At 58.2% G+C, this 17874-nt stretch carries 13 protein-coding genes; 1 reads left to right on the forward strand and 12 read right to left on the reverse strand.

Translation table 11 applies throughout. The features are described from left to right. Window positions 1-32 precede the first annotated feature (32 nt). The 11 genes from QP109_RS03275 to glmS form a co-directional block, all read right to left on the reverse strand. Window positions 33-2369 (reverse strand): bifunctional metallophosphatase/5'-nucleotidase, encoded by a 2337-nt coding sequence (locus QP109_RS03275; RefSeq protein WP_502929271.1) that lies wholly within the window; start codon window positions 2367-2369, stop codon window positions 33-35. 512 nt (window positions 2370-2881) lie between these two features. Continuing rightward, complete coding sequence (locus QP109_RS03280; RefSeq protein WP_285023272.1) at window positions 2882-3625, reverse strand: succinate dehydrogenase/fumarate reductase iron-sulfur subunit; 744 nt, start codon at window positions 3623-3625, stop codon at window positions 2882-2884. After that, window positions 3622-5601, reverse strand: a complete 1980-nt coding sequence (locus tag QP109_RS03285; protein ID WP_101627617.1) for a fumarate reductase/succinate dehydrogenase flavoprotein subunit — start codon at window positions 5599-5601, stop codon at window positions 3622-3624. The genes QP109_RS03280 and QP109_RS03285 overlap by 4 nt, the downstream gene beginning before the upstream one ends. A 15-nt stretch (window positions 5602-5616) precedes the next feature. After that, window positions 5617-6318, reverse strand: a complete 702-nt coding sequence (locus tag QP109_RS03290) for a succinate dehydrogenase cytochrome b subunit (RefSeq protein WP_285023274.1) — start codon at window positions 6316-6318, stop codon at window positions 5617-5619. A gap of 322 nt (window positions 6319-6640) precedes the next feature. Beyond that, complete coding sequence (gene rimI, locus QP109_RS03295) at window positions 6641-7111, reverse strand: ribosomal protein S18-alanine N-acetyltransferase (protein ID WP_285023276.1); 471 nt, start codon at window positions 7109-7111, stop codon at window positions 6641-6643. Next, window positions 7108-7803: a tRNA (adenosine(37)-N6)-threonylcarbamoyltransferase complex dimerization subunit type 1 TsaB gene (gene tsaB / locus QP109_RS03300; protein ID WP_285023278.1), complete on the reverse strand. Its 696-nt coding sequence runs from the start codon at window positions 7801-7803 to the stop codon at window positions 7108-7110. Before tsaB ends, rimI begins: the two co-directional genes overlap by 4 nt. Window positions 7804-7886: 83 nt before the next feature. After that, a complete protein-coding gene (gene tsaE / locus QP109_RS03305) occupies window positions 7887-8447 on the reverse strand; it encodes a tRNA (adenosine(37)-N6)-threonylcarbamoyltransferase complex ATPase subunit type 1 TsaE (RefSeq protein ID WP_285023280.1) in 561 nt (186 codons plus the stop codon). Beyond that, a complete protein-coding gene (alr, locus tag QP109_RS03310) occupies window positions 8444-9703 on the reverse strand; it encodes an alanine racemase (RefSeq protein WP_285023292.1) in 1260 nt (419 codons plus the stop codon). The genes tsaE and alr overlap by 4 nt, the downstream gene beginning before the upstream one ends. A gap of 216 nt (window positions 9704-9919) precedes the next feature. Beyond that, a complete protein-coding gene (locus QP109_RS03315) occupies window positions 9920-11572 on the reverse strand; it encodes a bifunctional ADP-dependent NAD(P)H-hydrate dehydratase/NAD(P)H-hydrate epimerase (protein ID WP_285023282.1) in 1653 nt (550 codons plus the stop codon). Window positions 11573-11855: 283 nt separating this feature from the next. Continuing rightward, window positions 11856-12860, reverse strand: coding sequence for a GRP family sugar transporter (locus QP109_RS03320; protein ID WP_243381093.1), 1005 nt, complete (start codon window positions 12858-12860; stop codon window positions 11856-11858). Between the two features lie 64 nt (window positions 12861-12924). Further along, on the reverse strand, window positions 12925-14835 hold the full coding sequence (glmS, locus tag QP109_RS03325; protein WP_285023283.1) for a glutamine--fructose-6-phosphate transaminase (isomerizing): 1911 nt from the start codon (window positions 14833-14835) through the stop codon (window positions 12925-12927). A gap of 128 nt (window positions 14836-14963) precedes the next feature. Between glmS and coaA the strand changes: the two genes are divergently transcribed. Further along, entirely contained in the window at window positions 14964-15926 is a 963-nt protein-coding gene (gene coaA, locus QP109_RS03330) for a type I pantothenate kinase (RefSeq protein WP_285023284.1), read from the forward strand. A gap of 154 nt (window positions 15927-16080) precedes the next feature. Here coaA and glmM read toward each other — a convergent pair whose 3' ends face one another. Beyond that, entirely contained in the window at window positions 16081-17430 is a 1350-nt protein-coding gene (gene glmM / locus QP109_RS03335; RefSeq protein ID WP_285023286.1) for a phosphoglucosamine mutase, read from the reverse strand. Window positions 17431-17874: the final 444 nt, after the last annotated feature.

Here is a 17874-nt window from a genome sequence, read left to right on the forward strand (position 1 = left end):
GTGCTTCAGGGTTTGAGGCTGTTTCAGCAGAGTTAGTGACGCTTGCGGGCTAGCACGAGCATTGTTCCGGCCCCCAGCAGAACGGTACCGAGAAGTGCAGGCAGATCATTTGCACCAGTCTTGGCAAGCTGCTTGTGTGGCTTCGATGCAGGGGCAGGAACGTCCCCACACTTCACCGGAATCGTCAAACCGGCAGACGCTTCAACGACCGGACCGAAATCAGTCTCGACAACAACCGGAGTTGCCACGATTTCTCCGGATTCCTTACCCTCACAGGCACCATTTGCAACAACAGAAACAGTCGCACGTCCCGCACCATCGGTAGTGATCACGGAACTTTCATCTGAAGAGTGTGCTTCGACGAGCGAATTATCAACATTTTCTTCGGAAGCCTCCCCTCCAATCGCGACTCGCACCTTCTTTGTGATCGAAGGACCTTCAGAGAAGGATAGCCCGCGCAGAGCAATGTCAACTGTGGCACCATTCTCAACGGGCCCCTCAGGGAGGGTGATGCCGATAGAGGACTTCAGTGCACGCGGAGCCGCATTCTTATTCGAATGCTCACCGAGGTACTCATTGAACTTATCCCGATCCAAATAGCCACTATTCATAAAGGCGCCCTTCTTAAACGCATCAAAGGAATCGCCGCCCGTCAGGATGTAAGAATTCGATCCGATCGTGTATTCCGTTGTGTCATTAAGAGGCTCGCCATTGATGGTCACTGAGGTGATACGGTGTCCCACTTCAGCTAGAGGATCATAGGTGTAGTGAACGTTAGAAGAAAGGTTGAGCTTGAGAAGCGGTCGAGAATTCTGCTCTGAGAGAGCCTTCCACTGCTGCTCGAGCGCAAGTTTGAAATCTGCACCTGTCAGTGTCACATAGCCGAGTTCGTTCGACCACGGCAAGACATCATATGTTTGCTTGTAGGTAATTTCCCCTGCTTCGTTCGGAACTAGATCCGCACGCAAGTCACCGGCAACGACGACACCGATATCTACGCCCTTACCCGAAGTGGTCGTGATCTTATCCTTGAACATGTCAGCGACGAAATCGCCGAGGCTCGATTCGATACCACGGTTTGAGCCAGCAACCGGATCCTTGTCGGGAGCAGCGAAAACTCCTCGATTGAAACGCTGTTGATAGCCGGTACCTACAACGCGATTGCCCGCTTGTTCGGACTTGCTGACAGCGTCGTCAACGATTGCCTGTGTCACTGCGTCATCTCCACAATCAGCGACTGTTGCAGCGGAGATGATCTGAGCGTCTGCCTTGACTACCTTATTATTCGCAGTGTCGTAGCTGATACGAATCAGACCGAGGTTGTCTGTGTAGGAGCCCGAAGCAACGCCAGCAAGCAGCGAGTTCTGAGAATCAAGTTTCTCTGCAGAGTCAACCTTGTCGAACTCGTAGGGGACGTGCGTGTCACCACCCATGATGCCATCAACGTCAGCAGACACCTTCGGATAGTTGTTTTTCACATCATCATCAAGCATGGCGATGACAACCTGTGCGTCCCCATCAGACTTGAGCGAAGCAGCAAGGTTATTGATCTTCTCGATCGGATTCGTGAACGTGAGTCCATCGGTTACCCCTGGGCTCAGCTTGGAAGGAACATCCTCAGCAATGGCACCGATGAACGCGACCTTGACGCCCGCCGGAGAATCCCAGACCTTGTAGTCACCGAGATAGGGTTTCGTTCCTGAATCCCAAGTCCCCATTCCCTGAACGTTGGCCCCAAGATAAGGGAATCCCACCTGAACGTATTCAGCGGGGTTCGAACCATCGACACGCTGTTTGAACACTGCTTGCCCCATGTCGAATTCGTGGTTGCCAATGGTAGAAGCGAGAGGATCAAGCGTATTGAGGGCCGCAATCGTCGGATTGTCCTTCAATGAACCAGAGGTGTAGGGAGAGGCTCCGATATTGTCACCAAGCAGAGTAAAAGAGGAGTTCGGGTTATCGGTGCGTGCTTTCTTCAGGTAGCAACTCATCGCCGAAAGCCCGGCCTCTGTGACTTTTCCTGATTTGTCCTTCACTTGCTCGATATGCCCATGAACGTCAGTGAGGGTGTAGAGGTTGAGCATGACAATGTCTCCCCCTGGGCGTGCTGGCTGAGGAGCTGATTCTGTTTCAGAAGAGGTGACTAAAGCACCAGAGTCAGACTTCTCTTCTGCTGGGGTATCCGGCTTCCCAGATTCGGGCGCAACAGGGAGCACATTATCTTCAGAAAGAACAGGGCTTACGCTTTCTTCAGTCTTCGCCGGACTTTCAGGCACCTCAGCATTGGGGGTAGCCTGCGTAGCAAGTGGAACTAAGACAAGCACCGCGCTGGCACATCCGCTGATCAACGCTTTCGTACGAGTTCTCATATGCTTTCCTTCTTCGTGTGGCTCGCATCTTCACGAGCCTCTCTGTGTTGTATGGGCAAATGCCCAGGGATTGAAGTATGCGCTATTGCAAGCAAAGGTGAAAGGTATATTCTCGCGAGTTAGAAATAGGTGGCTGATCGAACTGTTGAAACATCCGGAATACACAGACCTGCAGTTAAAGAAATAGGCAAATAGAAAGGGATAATGTGGCTGCTTCCGATTCATAGCGGCTCATGCTCACAGACAACCTCTTGAACTGTGGGCAAGGCAAAATGCACGCTGAAATCCTCTCGATTATCATGTCGCTCCCTTACGAAAGCAACTGATTTGATACGTAAGTGTTACCTTACTCACCACCTGTGAGAGTAGCAATAACTCGCTTGCTAGTGAATAACAATCGATGCCCGCACACATCCACTCCTCAACCTCCCTCTTGGTAATGTATGCAAACATAAATGAAAGCGGGGTCCCGGTGGCAAACCACCGGGACCCCGCGAAGGCCACAAGCCGGATCAGATGCCCTTCAGGGCAGCCTTTCCGAGCTGACGGTTCAGCGTGGAAATGACGTCAAGCGGGATCTGCTTCGGGCAAACCGCAGCACACTCACCGATGTTGGTGCAGGAGCCGAAGCTCTCTTCATCCATCTGGTTGAGCATGTTGACAACGCGCTTGTAGTTCTCCGGCTTGCCCTGGGGCAGAAGCTGGAGGTGTGTCACCTTAGCCGAGGTGAACAGCATCGCCGAAGCGTTCGGGCAGGCTGCCACGCAAGCGCCACAGCCGATGCATGCAGCCGCTTCGAATGCGCGGTCTGCGTCCTGCTTCGGGACCGGGGTTGCGTGAGCATCCGGGGCTGCACCAGTGTTGACTGAAATGTAGCCACCAGCCTGAATGATGCGGTCCAGTGCGGAACGGTTGACAACCAGATCCTTGATGACCGGGAATGCTTCTGCACGCCACGGCTCAATGGTGATGGTGTCACCGTCATGGAAAGTACGCATGTGAAGCTGGCAGGTCGTGGTGACCTCTGGACCGTGGGCAATGCCGTTGATGACAATGCCACACTGACCGCAGATGCCTTCACGGCAGTCAGAATCGAATGCGATGGGCTCTTCACCACGTGCGAAGAGTTCCTCATTGAGGACGTCGAGCATTTCAAGGAAGGACGACTCCTCGGAGATTCCCTTCACCTGGTACTCGTGCATCGCGCCACGGTCCTCGGGACCATCTTGGCGCCAGATCTTCAGTGTCAGGTTCACTTGTAGCTCCGCTGCTTCAGCTCGATGTTGTTGTAAATGAGGTCTTCCTTGTGGAGGATCGGTGGCTGGTCTTCGCCACCCCACTCCCACGCGGCGACGTACAGGAACTTGTCGTCATCACGAAGCGCTTCACCTTCGGGGGTCTGTGACTCGGCGCGGAAGTGGCCGCCACAGGATTCCTCGCGGTGAAGAGCGTCGATGCACATGAGTTCACCAAGCTCCATAAAGTCGGCAACGCGACCAGCCTTTTCGAGGGACTGGTTGAGTTCACCAATGGATTTGCCGGGAACGCGAACGTTCTGCCAGTACTCTTTGCGAAGTTCGCGGATCATACCGATTGCCTTCTTCAGGCCTTCCTCGGTGCGCTCCATACCGCAGTATTCCCACATGATGTGGCCGAGTTCCTTGTGGAAGGAATCAACCGAGCGGGAACCGTTGATCGACATCAGGGTGTCGATGCGCTTCTGAGCCGTCGAGAGAGCTTCGACAACGTCAGCGGACGATTCGTCCAGCTTCGGCAGGTTGAAGCACTTGGAGAGGTAATCGTTGATTGTGTTCGGCAGGACGAAGTAGCCGTCCGACAGCCCCTGCATGAGCGCGGATGCACCCAGGCGGTTGGCGCCGTGGTCGGAGAAGTTTGCTTCGCCAGCAACGTACAGACCGGGAAGGTTGGACTCGAGATCGTAGTCAACCCACAGCCCGCCCATGGTGTAGTGGACTGCCGGGTAGATGCGCATCGGGACCTCGTAGGGGTTGTCGCCCGTAATGCGCTCGTACATATCGAACAGGTTGCCGTACTTCGCAGAGACGGCGGCCACACCCATGCGCTCGATCGCATCGGCGAAGTCGAGGTAGACGCCGCGGGCGACGCCGGCGATCTTCGGGCCGACGCCACGACCTTCGTCACACATGTTCTTTGCCTGACGCGATGCAATATCGCGGGGAACCAGGTTGCCGAAGGACGGGTAGATGCGCTCCAGGTAGTAGTCGCGATCCTCTTCGGGGATCTGACGCGGGTCCTTTTCGCAGTCTTCAGCCTTCTTGGGAACCCAAATACGACCGTCATTACGGAGAGACTCCGACATGAGGGTCAGCTTCGACTGCTGATCTCCGTGCTGCGGGATGCAGGTCGGGTGGATCTGCGTGAAGCAGGGGTTACCGAAGTAGGCGCCCTTGCGGTATGCGCGCCAGATTGCGGTGGCGTTACACCCCATCGCGTTGGTCGACAGGAAGAAGACATTGCCGTAACCACCGGTTGCCAGGACAACCGCGTCAGCGACGTAGGTTTCCAGCTTGCCGGTTGCCATGTCACGGGCGACAATGCCACGGGCGCGACCATCGGAAACGATGATCTCAACCATTTCGTGGCGCGAGTATTCCTTGACCGTGCCGGCTGCAACCTGACGTTCCAGCGCCTGGTAGGCGCCGATCAGGAGCTGCTGACCTGTCTGGCCACGCGCGTAGAACGTACGGGAGACCTGGACACCACCGAAAGAGCGGTTGTCGAGCAGACCACCGTATTCGCGTGCGAACGGAACGCCCTGTGCGACGCACTGGTCGATGATGTTCGCGCTGACCTCTGCCAGACGGTAGACGTTGGTTTCGCGGGCGCGGTAGTCACCACCCTTAACCGTGTCGTAGAAGAGGCGGTAGACGGAGTCATTGTCGTTGCGGTAGTTCTTCGCAGCGTTGATACCACCCTGCGCAGCAATGGAGTGCGCGCGACGAGCGGAATCCTGGTAGAAGAACACGTCGACGTTGTAGCCCATTTCGCCGAGCGAAGCGGCAGCAGCGCCACCCGCAAGGCCGGTGCCAACGATGATGACACGGAGCTTACGACGGTTAGCCGGGTTCACCAGAGCGGCGGAGAACTTACGCTGTTCCCAGCATTCGGCGATCGGCACATCGAGAGGAGCCTTGGTGTCAGCGATCTTATCGCCTTCACGGTAGAGGCCCTTAATCAGGGTTTCAGTCATGAGTAATCAGCTTCCTCAAGAGATGATTCCGGCGGCGATTGCGATCGGAGGTGCCATGAACATCACGAAGATGATGGCGCCAACGAGGCCGGAGAGGACGATCATCGGCTTACGAGTCGCGGGGCGAACCCAACCGAGCGTCTGGAACATGGACCAGAAGCCGTGCGAAACGTGAACGCATGCAAGACCGACGAAGATTGCGTACACGATGACGAGCAGGGGCGAATTGAACGATGCAACCATGCGCTCGTAAGGCGTCGAATCAGCGGTGAAGCCAGTGCGGACGGTACCGGTCGTGAAGTGCAGGATGTGGAAGACGAAGAGGAACAGAATCAGAACGCCGGACATGCGCATGGTGCGCGCAGCGTACGAATCGGTAACGGACTTCTTCACGACGTAGCGGGTCGAACGTGCGCGACGCGAACGCTTCCACGTGTATGCAGCTGCGTACAGATGGATAACAAGCATCAGGAGCATCGCGGCGCGGAAGACCCAGATAAATCCGCCGTGCGGGAAGATCGGCACGAAAGCCTCTTCCTTCAGCCAATGTGCGTAATGGTCATACGCTTCCTGACCGAGGAACATCTTGAGGTTGCCGTAGGAGTGGAACAGCAGGAAGAAGACGAAAATGAAGCCCGAGATGGCCATCAGCTGCTTAATAAAAACACTGGTGGTCCACGCGCGGCGCTTCTTCGTTGCGACATTTGTAGTGGCCATGTCCCAAGAATATCCACACGTCTTCGCGCATTTTAGGACCGTTGTCCGCCCTTGGTCCTAGACGAGCGTTTTGCCAGCGCAGTTTTCCGCGTAATTTAGCAAAATTCTAGGGGGCATCCTTGGCGTTTTGGGGGCTGGTTACGCGTGTGACAGAGGCATTTCAGGCGGGTGCTGACTGCCTTTTACCTAACCGTCCTGTTTCAAATTTCGAGCATATGACAGTTTTGCGAAACCCGTCGTAAAACGCAGGTGCGCGCCTACTTGGGTGTTCTCTTCCGCCACCGTCACGTTCGACGTTGAAGGGACGAGGCCGCCCACGCTTTCAGTTCGTCAGCTCCAATCGCATGGCGATGCCGTCTTCGAGTGGATTCTTAAAATACCCACTCAAGCGATCTAGGACGATAAAACCCGAACGTTCATAGAGGCGTCGCGCAGCTTCATTCGACTCGCGAACTTCAAGAAACACATAGTCGGCTCCAGCTTCACGTGCGCGAGATACCAGCAGGTCGAGAATCTGCTTACCCAGACCTTGGCCTCGTAAATGAGGGAAAACGCCGATTGTCATAATGTCGGCGCCGTCGCCCACCACTTTCACTCCCCCGTAGCCGACAACCTGCAGGTCAGGGCCATCTGGGAATGCCGCCAGGTAGTAGGTGGAAAATGGGGAGGCCAGCTCGTCGGCGATCATTCCCCACGTCCACGGATCCTCCGGGAAAAGAGCTTCTTCAAGCGCAACCAGGATCTCTTCATCCCCCGGCTTTGCCTGATGGAACTCAAGCGGAGCGCCGGTCACATGCGCTCCATCGGCTGGCCGTGAATCTCAGGACGGCGCAGGTAGAGTGGCTCGGTGCTGAGGCGATCTTCTTCGCCCTTGGCCAAACGAGCAGAAACGATACGCGACAGAACTGCCGGATCTCCATCAACGATCGGCCCCTTACCCGCGGGGGCAAGGCAGTCGACGGAGTGAGCGGGAAGTTCACCCGCGCTGATGATCAGACCGTCCGCCTCACGCATCGAGTTGAGCAGGCTCTGAGCCGTGCCGACCTCAAGGCGACCGATCAACCGCACATCATCGGCACCTTCTGCGACGTAGTGTCCCCAGTACAGTTCCTTACGGCGCGCATCAGAAACGGCGTACACGTGGGTGTCCGGAGGAAGCAAGTCGAGTGTCTGGCGGGCAATGACATCCAAGCTTGAGGCACCGTAGACGGGCGCGCCTGTCGCAAGCGCAAACACTCGCGCGGAGACGAGGCCCGCGCGCAAACCGGTAAACGGTGCCGGCCCGGTACCAACCAGCACGCGTTCAATACCAGCGTCCTTCGCCTCGACCGGCAGACCGGCTTGATCGAGGGCCTCGCGGACAAGCTCGGTGATCGATTCCGCGTGGTGACGGGTCGATTCGTTGCGAGCGTGTCCCACCACGGTTCCGTCTTTCAAGAGAGAAATGATCGTGGCGGCGGAGGTATCAAGGCTCAGTTCAATCACAAGGGCAATCCTACTCGTCGGATCAGCGGGTCACGACGCGAGGTTCGGGAGCGGGCGGGTCCAAGAAACACGGGGCTTGCCAATCAGTCTTCGTCCAAGGTGGCAATCAGTTCGCTGGCGCGTGCCATGACTGCTTCGAGAACGCCATCCCAACGGGTGCCGTGCGGGTGGAGTGTAATGGTGCGCTCGCCGTCATCCATCGTTTCGAGGTTGATCGCGTCTCCGTCGTGGGCAGCTTCACCACCGGTCTTGCGCGTGACATCAATTTCGAGGCGCTCATCAGACAGGGATTCCGTCTTGCCTTCGCCCCATTCGACGACGGTCACGGACTCTGCCAGAGAAGAATCAAGGTCCAGGGTTTCGAGGTCTTCGAGGTCGCGGATACGGTAGGCGTCGGCGTGGATCAAGTCAGGACCGTCGCCGAGGTTCGGGTGAACGCGGGCCACGATGAATGTCGGGGATGCCACACGGCCTCGTACCCCGATGCCTTCGCCCAGGCCTTGAGTGAACGTCGTCTTGCCGGCGCCCAGACCGCCACGCAACATGATGAGATCGCCGGCGCGCAGGTTTTCGCCCAAGGCGCGCCCCAGGCACCGCGTTTCATCAGCGGAAGCGGTCTCCAGCGATTGGGGTTCAGCGGTCATGAACGGTTCTCCTCACGTCGGGTCGTGCCAATATAGAGGCGCGGGATGCGTTCACCCAAGCGGGCAACGATTTCGTAGTTGATGGTGCCGGCTTGGCTTGCCCATTCGTCAGCCAGTGGCGCGCCGGTGGCTGGGTCACCGAAAAGGATGACGCCGTCGCCAACCTGTGCGGGCGCATTCTCGGTGCGGCCGGTGGGCAGACGCGCTTCACCCGATGCCGGGCCAAGGTCGATGATGAACTGGTCCATACACACTCGGCCCACAATATGCGCGCGAATCGGCTCCCTATCCGTGTTGACAAGGACGGGGGCGCCGTTCGATCCGGAGCGCAGAATACCGTCGGCATATCCGAGGGGCACCAGACCGACCCAGCGCCTCGAGGGTGAACGCCACGTGCCACCGTATGAAGCGGGGGTGTCCTCTTCGATCACTTTGACACTGGTCAGTGGCGCTTGCAGGGTCATCGCGGGACGCAAGCCCAAGTCAGATGCGGACGCCACGGCGGGGTCGGGGCTCAGTCCGTACATACCGATGCCGGCGCGCACCATGTCGTAGTGCGCTTCGGGATGCCAGAGGATGCCTGATGTGGCACTCAGGTGGCGAAGTTCCGGCCTAATTCCAGCCTGCGCCAGAATCGTGCAACCGGCCTCGAAAAATCGAACATGCGAGGCGGTCGACGCATTACCCTCGTCGCTGGGGTCGTCCGCGCGCGACAGGTGACTCCACGCGCCGATCACCTCGACAAGACCCTCGTCGCGGGCCATTCGCACTGCCGAAGCGAGTGCTGGCAAATCCGCGAGCGTCGAACCCGCGCGCGACATGCCCGTATCGATTTTCACGTGAATGCGCGCCTTCTTACCAGTTTCGCGTGCAGCCGCGCAGATCTGCGCCAGCACCCAGGTCCACGACACCGACAGATCCAAGTCTGCTTCGAGTGCCTGTGCCCAGTCAGCTCCCGAGGGGGCAATCCAGGTCAGAATCGGCGCTTTCTCACGTGCTACTCCAGCTTCGTCGAGCGCGTATCGCAGAGCGAGTGCTTCACCGAGTTGCGCGACACCGAGCCACGAGGCTCCTGCCTCAAGCGCAGTCATCGCAACGGGAAGAATTCCATGCCCGTAGGCGTCTGCCTTGACAACTGCCATCTGAATGGCCGTCGGCGCAGATTGTTTCAGCACCGCCAGATTGTCGGCAATGGCGCTGAGGTCAACGACAGCGCGCGCCGGGTACTGGGCGAAAGCGGAAGATTCTTCGTTCATCACGCTTCTAGTATCGCACCGGTGTACAAGCGCACGTTACGGAGGGCCATCATCGTCGCTCCCATCTTCAGATTCGCGCGTCTCCCACCGCGCTTGTTCACCAAACCGACCGCGCTTGTTCACCGTTTACTCGTCAAACAACACCGCGCTTGTTGAAGAAAACAGCTGGTCAGAAACAATTTGGTGAAACGGAGTGCTGAACAAGCGCAGTAAAAATCAGGCGAGCAACTCCCCGATCACGCTCGACACGCATCTTGCAATCTGGATTGCGGTCACCGGGCCACCGCTCACACTCACCTTCGATGCAGCGCGTTCGCCGGCACGCGCGTGAACAAGCGCGCCCGCAGCCAGAGCTTCAACAAGCGAAGTAGTTGATGAGCCTCGTTCATTCTTTGCACCCCACTGAGCCGCAAAGCCTGCGAGCACGCCCGCCAGCACATCACCACTTCCTGCGACTCCAGCCCAGCCACTCCCTCGCGGAACAGCAACGATTTCACCGTGCGGTGTTGAAAGAATGCACGAGGCTCCTTTCAGCAACACGTTTGCTCCACTGAGCTTCGCAAGAAGACGTGCTGCCTCTACCGGGCACTGCTCAACCCACCAGCGGGGGCGCTTCTGACCCCATTGGCTGAATATAGCCTCGGCTTCGCCCGCGTGAGGGGTGAGGAGCACCCGCTCCAAGCCTCCCATCGTCGCCACTTCTCGGACAAAGGACAGCGCGCCAGCATCGACAATCAGGGGAAGATGCGAGGCAACGCAGAACTTTGCCAGCTCAAGCGCGTTCACACGCGTGTCATCATCCATTCCCGGACCAACCAGACCCGCCTGAATTCGACCACCGACACCAACGATCCCCGGCTCGCGCGTCAGCACCAGGTCAAGGACTCGTTCGGGCGCATCAAGACGCACCATGCCCACGCCGGAATAGCTGGCACCCAGACAAGTCAGGATCCCTGCTCCGGGGTAAGTTTCCGAGCCGGCTACCAAGCCTGCGGCTCCGCGCGTGTACTTGTGGTCCGTCCAATCGGGGCGAATGACCGTGCGGGCAATATCCTGGTCGCTCACGACTCGAACGTCTGATTCCTGGGCGTTAAAACCCAGCGGAACACACTGCAGAGTCCCCGCGTAATAGGCGGAGGGAGGGAGGACGAGTGGTGTCTTCACCAATCCCATAGTGACGGTCGTTGTCGCAGACACTACGGGCCCAGTCACTTCCCCATCATCTGAGAACTGCCCGGAAGGTACGTCGACTGCGACGACCTTCACTCCCCGCGCTTGTTGAAGCTGGGCAAGCTCATCGATGAACGAGCGTGTCGGTTCCCGAAGCTCGCCTGACGCGCCAATGCCAAGAATTCCATCGATCCAGATAGGAGCTTCCAAAGCCGTGGCCATGCTTGAAATGTCAGTGAGCGCCCACAACTTCGACCGCGCTTGTTCACCGTCAGCGCCACCGATTGGATCCTGCTGATCGGCAAGCTTTTCCTGAACAAGCGCGTAAGCATCAAGAATCTGCACACCTGCCTCAAGCGCAACTGATCGGCCTCGTGAATGAGACTTCGGAGCAAGAAGCAGAGCCGAGCAGGAAAACCCCTGTTCAGCTAGGTAGGCGAGCGTATACAGAGCATCGCCTCCGTTGTCCCCGCCTCCAACAAGCGCGCACACACGAGGAAGCGTCAGACAATCGTCGCTTTCAACGCGTTCGGGTGAAAAGGCGGGTGAACGGTGAACAAGCGCGGTCACGGCTTCAGCTACTGCGTGTGCCGCTCGCTTCATTAACCAATCCGGATCGCTATCTCTTGCATCTGTGTGGCGTGCTAAAAAGTCAGCCTCAATGGCACGCGCAGTCGCGCGATCGTTCACGAAGATCATGCAGTGATAGTGTCACCCCTTTGGGTACGCATCAACCTATTGCGCGGATTGTCGCGGTTTCTTCACTCTCAGGGGTCGGCGCCGCGCGGTGAACAAGCGCGCACACGCGAGGAAGCGTCAGACAATCGTCGCTTTCAACGCGTCCGGGCGAAAAGGCGGATGAACGGTGAACAAGCGCGGTGTCGCCACGGTGAACAAGCGCAGTCGCATACACCCCCGAACCGTGAACAAGCGCGGTAGTAGAAGACCGGGGGATGTGCGCCAAGCGCGGACGAAAAACACCTCAGGCGACGTCGAGCCCCTTAGCGACCCCCGCAAGCACAGCGCCCACGATAACCAGGGCGACGCCGATGACCGTCCAACGCAGTTCCCTGCCCGTGCGGTGTTCACCCAGCCAGAGGATACCGAGAGGAGTCGAAATCAGAATGCCCAGCTGGGACAGGGTGAAACCGGTCGCGACACCTACGCGTCCAGCGCCGACCTGGAGCAGGACGACGCCGGCACCCCACATCAGGCCGAGTGCCGTCATTTGCGCCATCGGGACACTCAGTAGCGTGGGAGCCTCGTCCCCCTTCCGGCGCGCGTCGACGGCGTACGCGATCAGGGCAATAAGGAAGTAGCCCGTCGCCTGTGGCAACAGAATCGACGGCCCGTCAAGGCCGAATGCACGACCGATCAGCACGTAGCTTGAAAAAGCGAAGGTCGATGTGGCCAGCAGGCGTGTCCCACGCGCCCAGTCTAGGTTCTTCGTATCGGAGCCTTCCTCGGTGCGCGACACGAACCAAATACCCAGAATGAGGACGATAATCGCAACCACGCCTACCGGGAGCGCCCCACCGTGACGCCATTCGCCGAACAGAAGAACACCACCCAGCGAGATCGCCGCCAACTGCCCGCCCGTCGACACCGGCATCGTGCGCGAAACACCCAGCACGTTGAAAGCTGGGATCTGGTCCACCAAACCCCAGCCGACGATCAAGCCGGTGACGAAAGCGACGATTACATCGCGCACATTCCACTCGACCCCCAGGAAGGGCGTGACCGCGAGCGCGAAAACAAAACCACCCGTCGTCAAACCGAGAACACGCTGCTGGTCAGTTGTGTGAACCGCACCGGTGAGGGTGGTTTGAAGGCCAAACAAAATCGATGGGACGAGCGCCCAGAGAATGTCGATCACGATAATCTCAATCCTGTTTTTGGTGTACGAGGCCGGGCTCGCATACTCGGTCAACAAGCGGATACAGCCCGATGGTAGTGGGGTTTGTCCCGCGAAAGCGAAATCGCCCATATGAAACGAATCCTGCGTCTGCCACGACGTGTGGCAGACGCAGGAAAAGTCCAATCAGGGATGCTTACTCAACGGTCACAGACTTAGCGAGGTTGCGTGGCTGATCGACGTCAAGGCCCTTCACGGTTGCGAGTTCGCAGGCGAAGATCTGCAGTGGGACAACCGTTAAGAGGGGTGCGTACAGCGTCGGGATCGGAGGAATCCTGAACACGATTTCAGCGAATTCGTCGACGGAGGTGTCGCCTTCTTCAGCGATGACGATGGTCTTTGCACCGCGAGCGCGAACTTCCTGGATGTTTGCTAGAACCTTGTTGTGCAGTTCGGGACGACGCGGGGTCGGAACAACGATGATGACCGGCTGGCCTTCGTCGACCAGTGCGATCGGGCCGTGCTTGAGTTCACCGGCCGCGAAGCCTTCTGCGTGGATGTAGCAAATTTCCTTGAGCTTCAGGGCGCCTTCAAGGGCTACCGGGTATCCGACGTGGCGACCGAGGTAGATGACGGACGTCGTGTCTTTCATGGTGCGAGCAAACTGTCGGACAGCCTCGCCCTGGTCGAGGATCTTCTGGATCTTCTCCGGCGCTTCAGCCAGTTTTTCCATATAGTCGATGATCTCGTCGGAGTATTTGTTGCCACGAACTTGGGCAAGGTACAGGCCCAGAATGAAGCAGGCGGTGACCTGAGACGTGAACGCCTTGGTAGAGGCGACAGCGATTTCCGGGCCCGCGTGGGTCAGCAGAACCGCGTCGGACTCACGCGAAATAGTCGAGCCCGGAGTGTTCACGATTGCCACGACCTTCGCGCCCTGCTCGCGAGCGTGACGGATCGCCTGGATCGTGTCCATGGTTTCACCGGACTGCGAGATGGCCACAACCAGCGTCTTTTCGGTGACGACTGGGTCACGGTAGCGGAACTCAGAGGAAAGCTCGACCTCGACGGGGATACGGCACCAGTGTTCGATCGCGTACTTGGCGACCTGACCAGCGTAGGACGCGGTACCGCAACCGATCATGACGATCTTGTCGACGCCACGCAGGATATATTCGGGGATACGAACCTCGTCGAGTGCAAGGTGACCGGTGGAATCAATACGGTCTTCCAAGGTTTCACGAACGCCACGAGGCTGCTCGTGAATTTCCTTTTCCATGAAGGTCGGCCAGCCGTCCTTCGTCGCACGATCCGAAGTGAAGTCAACTTCGTATTCCTTGAGCGGAACAACATTCCCATCATGGCCAAGAACAGTCACGCCACGAGCCGTGACAACAGCCATCTGATCCTGATCGATCTCGACAGCGCGATTCGTGTGCTCAATGAATGCCAAAACGTCAGAACCAAGGAAGTTTTCGCCATCACCCAAACCAACGACCAGAGGCGAAGAACGGCGTGCCGCAAGAATAACCTCCGGCACATCGGCCGAAACGAGTAGCAGCGTGAATGTGCCCTGCAGGCGCTCAGTAACAGCGCGCATCGCAGCAATCAGGCGACGAACAGCATCTTCGCCAGCGTGCACTCCGGCAAGAGAACCGCCCCACTGCCCAGCAGTCCCGGCCTCGTACATCTTGGCAATCAGGTGGACAACAACCTCAGTATCCGTATCGGACGCAAAAGTGACGCCATCGGCGCGAAGTTCGGCGCGCAACGCGTCAGCATTTTCGATGATGCCATTGTGCACCAGAGCGAAACGACCATCTGCAGACGAATGCGGGTGAGCATTCGCAACAGTCGGACGACCGTGCGTCGCCCAACGAGTATGACCGATTGCAGCAACAGCATCGGCAGGCTTCTGGGCCTCGATCTCGTCAGCAAGGTTCGCGAGCTTACCAACCGCGCGAATCACCTTCAGGCCGTCCGGAGTTGACAGAGCCAAACCGGCAGAGTCGTATCCACGGTATTCCAGGCGAGCGAGGCCCCCCATGACGACCTCACGCGAACGAGAGGAAGGGGCGCAACCAATATGTCCAACAATTCCACACATGCAAGCAATTCCAACACATCTAGCAGAGTTGCGCTCGTCGCCTTGCCCACGTCCGTCAGATACCCGCCATTCTTCACACTTTTGGCTCAAAGGTGCATTCGAACAAGCGAGTGCGAGACAATGCCATCGTGACTTCCCACAATGCACACGCTTACTCTGCGATCTCCCCTTTTACGCGCATTGAACGCGCCGATTGGGATAGGTTGGTCGACCACACTCCCCTGCCATTGAGCCAAGAAGACATCACCAGGATCGCTTCCTTAGGCGACCCCATCGACATGAGCGAAGTCGACGCGATTTATCGCCCTTTGTCTGCCCTCCTTCAGCTGTACGTTGACGGCAGGCGACGCACCGCCCGCGAGCGCGCCACCTTCCTCGGCGAGCAAGCGCCCACACCCACCCCTTTCGTCATCGGAATTGCCGGCTCGGTGGCCGTTGGAAAGTCAACCGTCGCCCGCCTTCTGCAACTTCTGCTCCAGCGTTGGGAGCACACCCCGCGCGTCGACCTGGTGACAACCGACGGCTTCCTCTATCCGAACGCCGTGCTCGAAGAAAAGGGCATCATGGCACGCAAGGGCTTCCCGGAGTCCTACGACCGTCAGGCTCTGCTGAATTTCTTGGCCGCCGTGAAGTCGGGGGCGCCAGACGTCACTGCTCCCGTGTACTCGCATGTCGTCTACGACATTGTCCCGGGCAAAATCCTCCACGTCGAGGCTCCCGACATTCTGATCGTCGAGGGCGTGAACGTTCTACAACCCCCGCGCCTGCACCCTGGGGCGCTCGGTGTTTCCGTGTCTGACTACTTCGACTTCTCGATCTACGTCGATGCTGAAGAATCCGACATCGAGCAGTGGTATGTCGACCGGTTCCTCACTCTTCGCCAGACTGCCTTCTCGCGTGAAGACTCCTTCTTCCGCACTTACGCCAGTTTGACGGACACGGAGGCCGAAACGACAGCGCGCATGGTCTGGTCGGCAATCAACTTGCCAAACCTGCGCGAAAACATCGCCCCCACTCGTGAACGCGCCACGATGATCTTCCACAAAGACCAGAATCACCGCGTCGATTCGCTGCTATTACGTAAGGACTAGCGACCAGCTTTCCCAGTTCGCATCAGGCGACGAGGCTCCTTCTAGAACTCTGAACGCCTCTGGCGGTGAAGACAAAGCTCAACGGGCTCGGTAGAGGATACCCCTACCAAGCCCGTTGAATGTCTCAGTCGCACCCCTAAGCGGGTGCCTCGTATCAGATCGCCAAGTTTTCCTTCACCACGTCAGCGAGTGACGCTGCTACAGAATCAGCCTGTTCCTGGGTGGCGGCCTCAACCATGACGCGCACCAACGGCTCGGTGCCCGACGGGCGAAGAAGAACACGACCGGTATCGCCGAGCTGCGCTTCACCAGCCTTGACAGCCGCCGCGACAGCTTCGTTCGTCGCTGCACCGCTACGGTCAACCCCGCCCACATTGATGAGGGTCTGCGGCAAGCGCTCAACAAACGCAGTCAGATCCGCCAGGGAGCGACCGGATTCCTTCACCATGCGAGCAACCAGCAGGGACGATAGAATCCCGTCACCCGTCGTCGCATGGTCGAGGTCAATAATGTGGCCGGACTGTTCGCCACCCAGCACATAGTTGGAGGCGCGCATTTCTTCGAGCACGTAGCGGTCGCCGACTGCGGTCTGAACCGTCTTAATGCCCTTGTCACGCATCGCGAGAATCAGACCGAGGTTCGACATCACGGTCACGACAAGGGTGTCTCCCTTGAGCTTGCCACGCTCACGTGCATCCACCGCGAGCGCGCCCATGATCTTGTCACCGTCGATCAGGTTGCCTTCAGCATCGACTGCTAAGCAACGGTCCGCGTCACCATCGTAAGCGACACCAAGGTCTGCCTTGTGCTCGACGACTGCCTTCTGCAGGCCTTCAGGGTGGGTTGAACCAGCATTGTGGTTGATATTGCGGCCGTCGGGTTCAGCGTTGATCACGATGACCTCGGCACCCGCTTCACGTAGCGTTAGCGGACCGAGCTCGAAGGCGGCACCATTAGCGGCGTCAACGACGATCGTCAGACCCTTCAGGTCCGTGTTCACGGACTTCACCAAATGGTCAACGTACAGGCGCTTCGCCTTCTCATGTTGCGCGTCGACCTCACCGACGCCGTCGCCGGTCGGGCGGTCCCACTCGGTTCCGATCAGCGCTTCAATCTCATCTTCAACCGCGTCGGGGAGCTTGTAGCCACCGTGCGCGAAGAACTTAATGCCGTTGTCAGGCATCGGGTTGTGCGACGCCGAGATCATGACACCCAAGTCAATGTCGTCCTGCGAAGCAGTCAGGTAGGCAACGGTCGGAGTCGTCACAACGCCAAGAAGAGTCACGTCCATGCCTGCGCTTGCAAGCCCGGCAGCCAGAGCGTGCTCAAGGAACTCACCCGAAATGCGCGTATCTCGACCAATGACGACACGTGCTTTCGTCCCATCACTGCGGACCGCACCAAAGTGGCGAGCAGCAGCTTCACCGATCTTCAGCGCTAGGTCAGCCGTAATATCAACATTCGCAAGGCCACGGACACCGTCGGTGCCAAACAATCGTGCCATTTGAGTTCCTTCATTCACGCCGGCATCGTGCCGGAAAGCGTTGTGTCAGTTGTTCCCTAGCGTACTCGTGGCCCCGGCGAGTTCGGTTCTTCTGCGGCCCCGTCTGTCACTTTGCGAGAATTTCCACCCTCTGCTATTTCCGGTATCGCAAAGGACCACGAGGCCCGGATCCCGCTCTTCCCACCGCGCTTGTTCACCACCGGCGCCCAAAAAGAGCGTGCTTGTTCACCGCCAACGCCACAAAACACCACGCTTGTTCACCACCAACGCCACAAAACACCACGCTTGTTCAGCGCGAGGCATCAAAGAGCGCGCGACCTCGTCAATCAGAGACCACGCACACGCCAAAGCCGAACGCCGTGAACAAGGGGTTAAGTAGCAGAAAGTGTGTCCGGTCGGCGTGTCGCCGTCGGGCGTATTTTTATTTGAGGGGTCCTTTCCTGA

The sequence above is a fragment of the Pauljensenia sp. UMB9872 genome (genome assembly GCF_030212665.1).
Classification (GTDB): Bacteria; Actinomycetota; Actinomycetes; order Actinomycetales; family Actinomycetaceae; genus Pauljensenia; species Pauljensenia turicensis_B.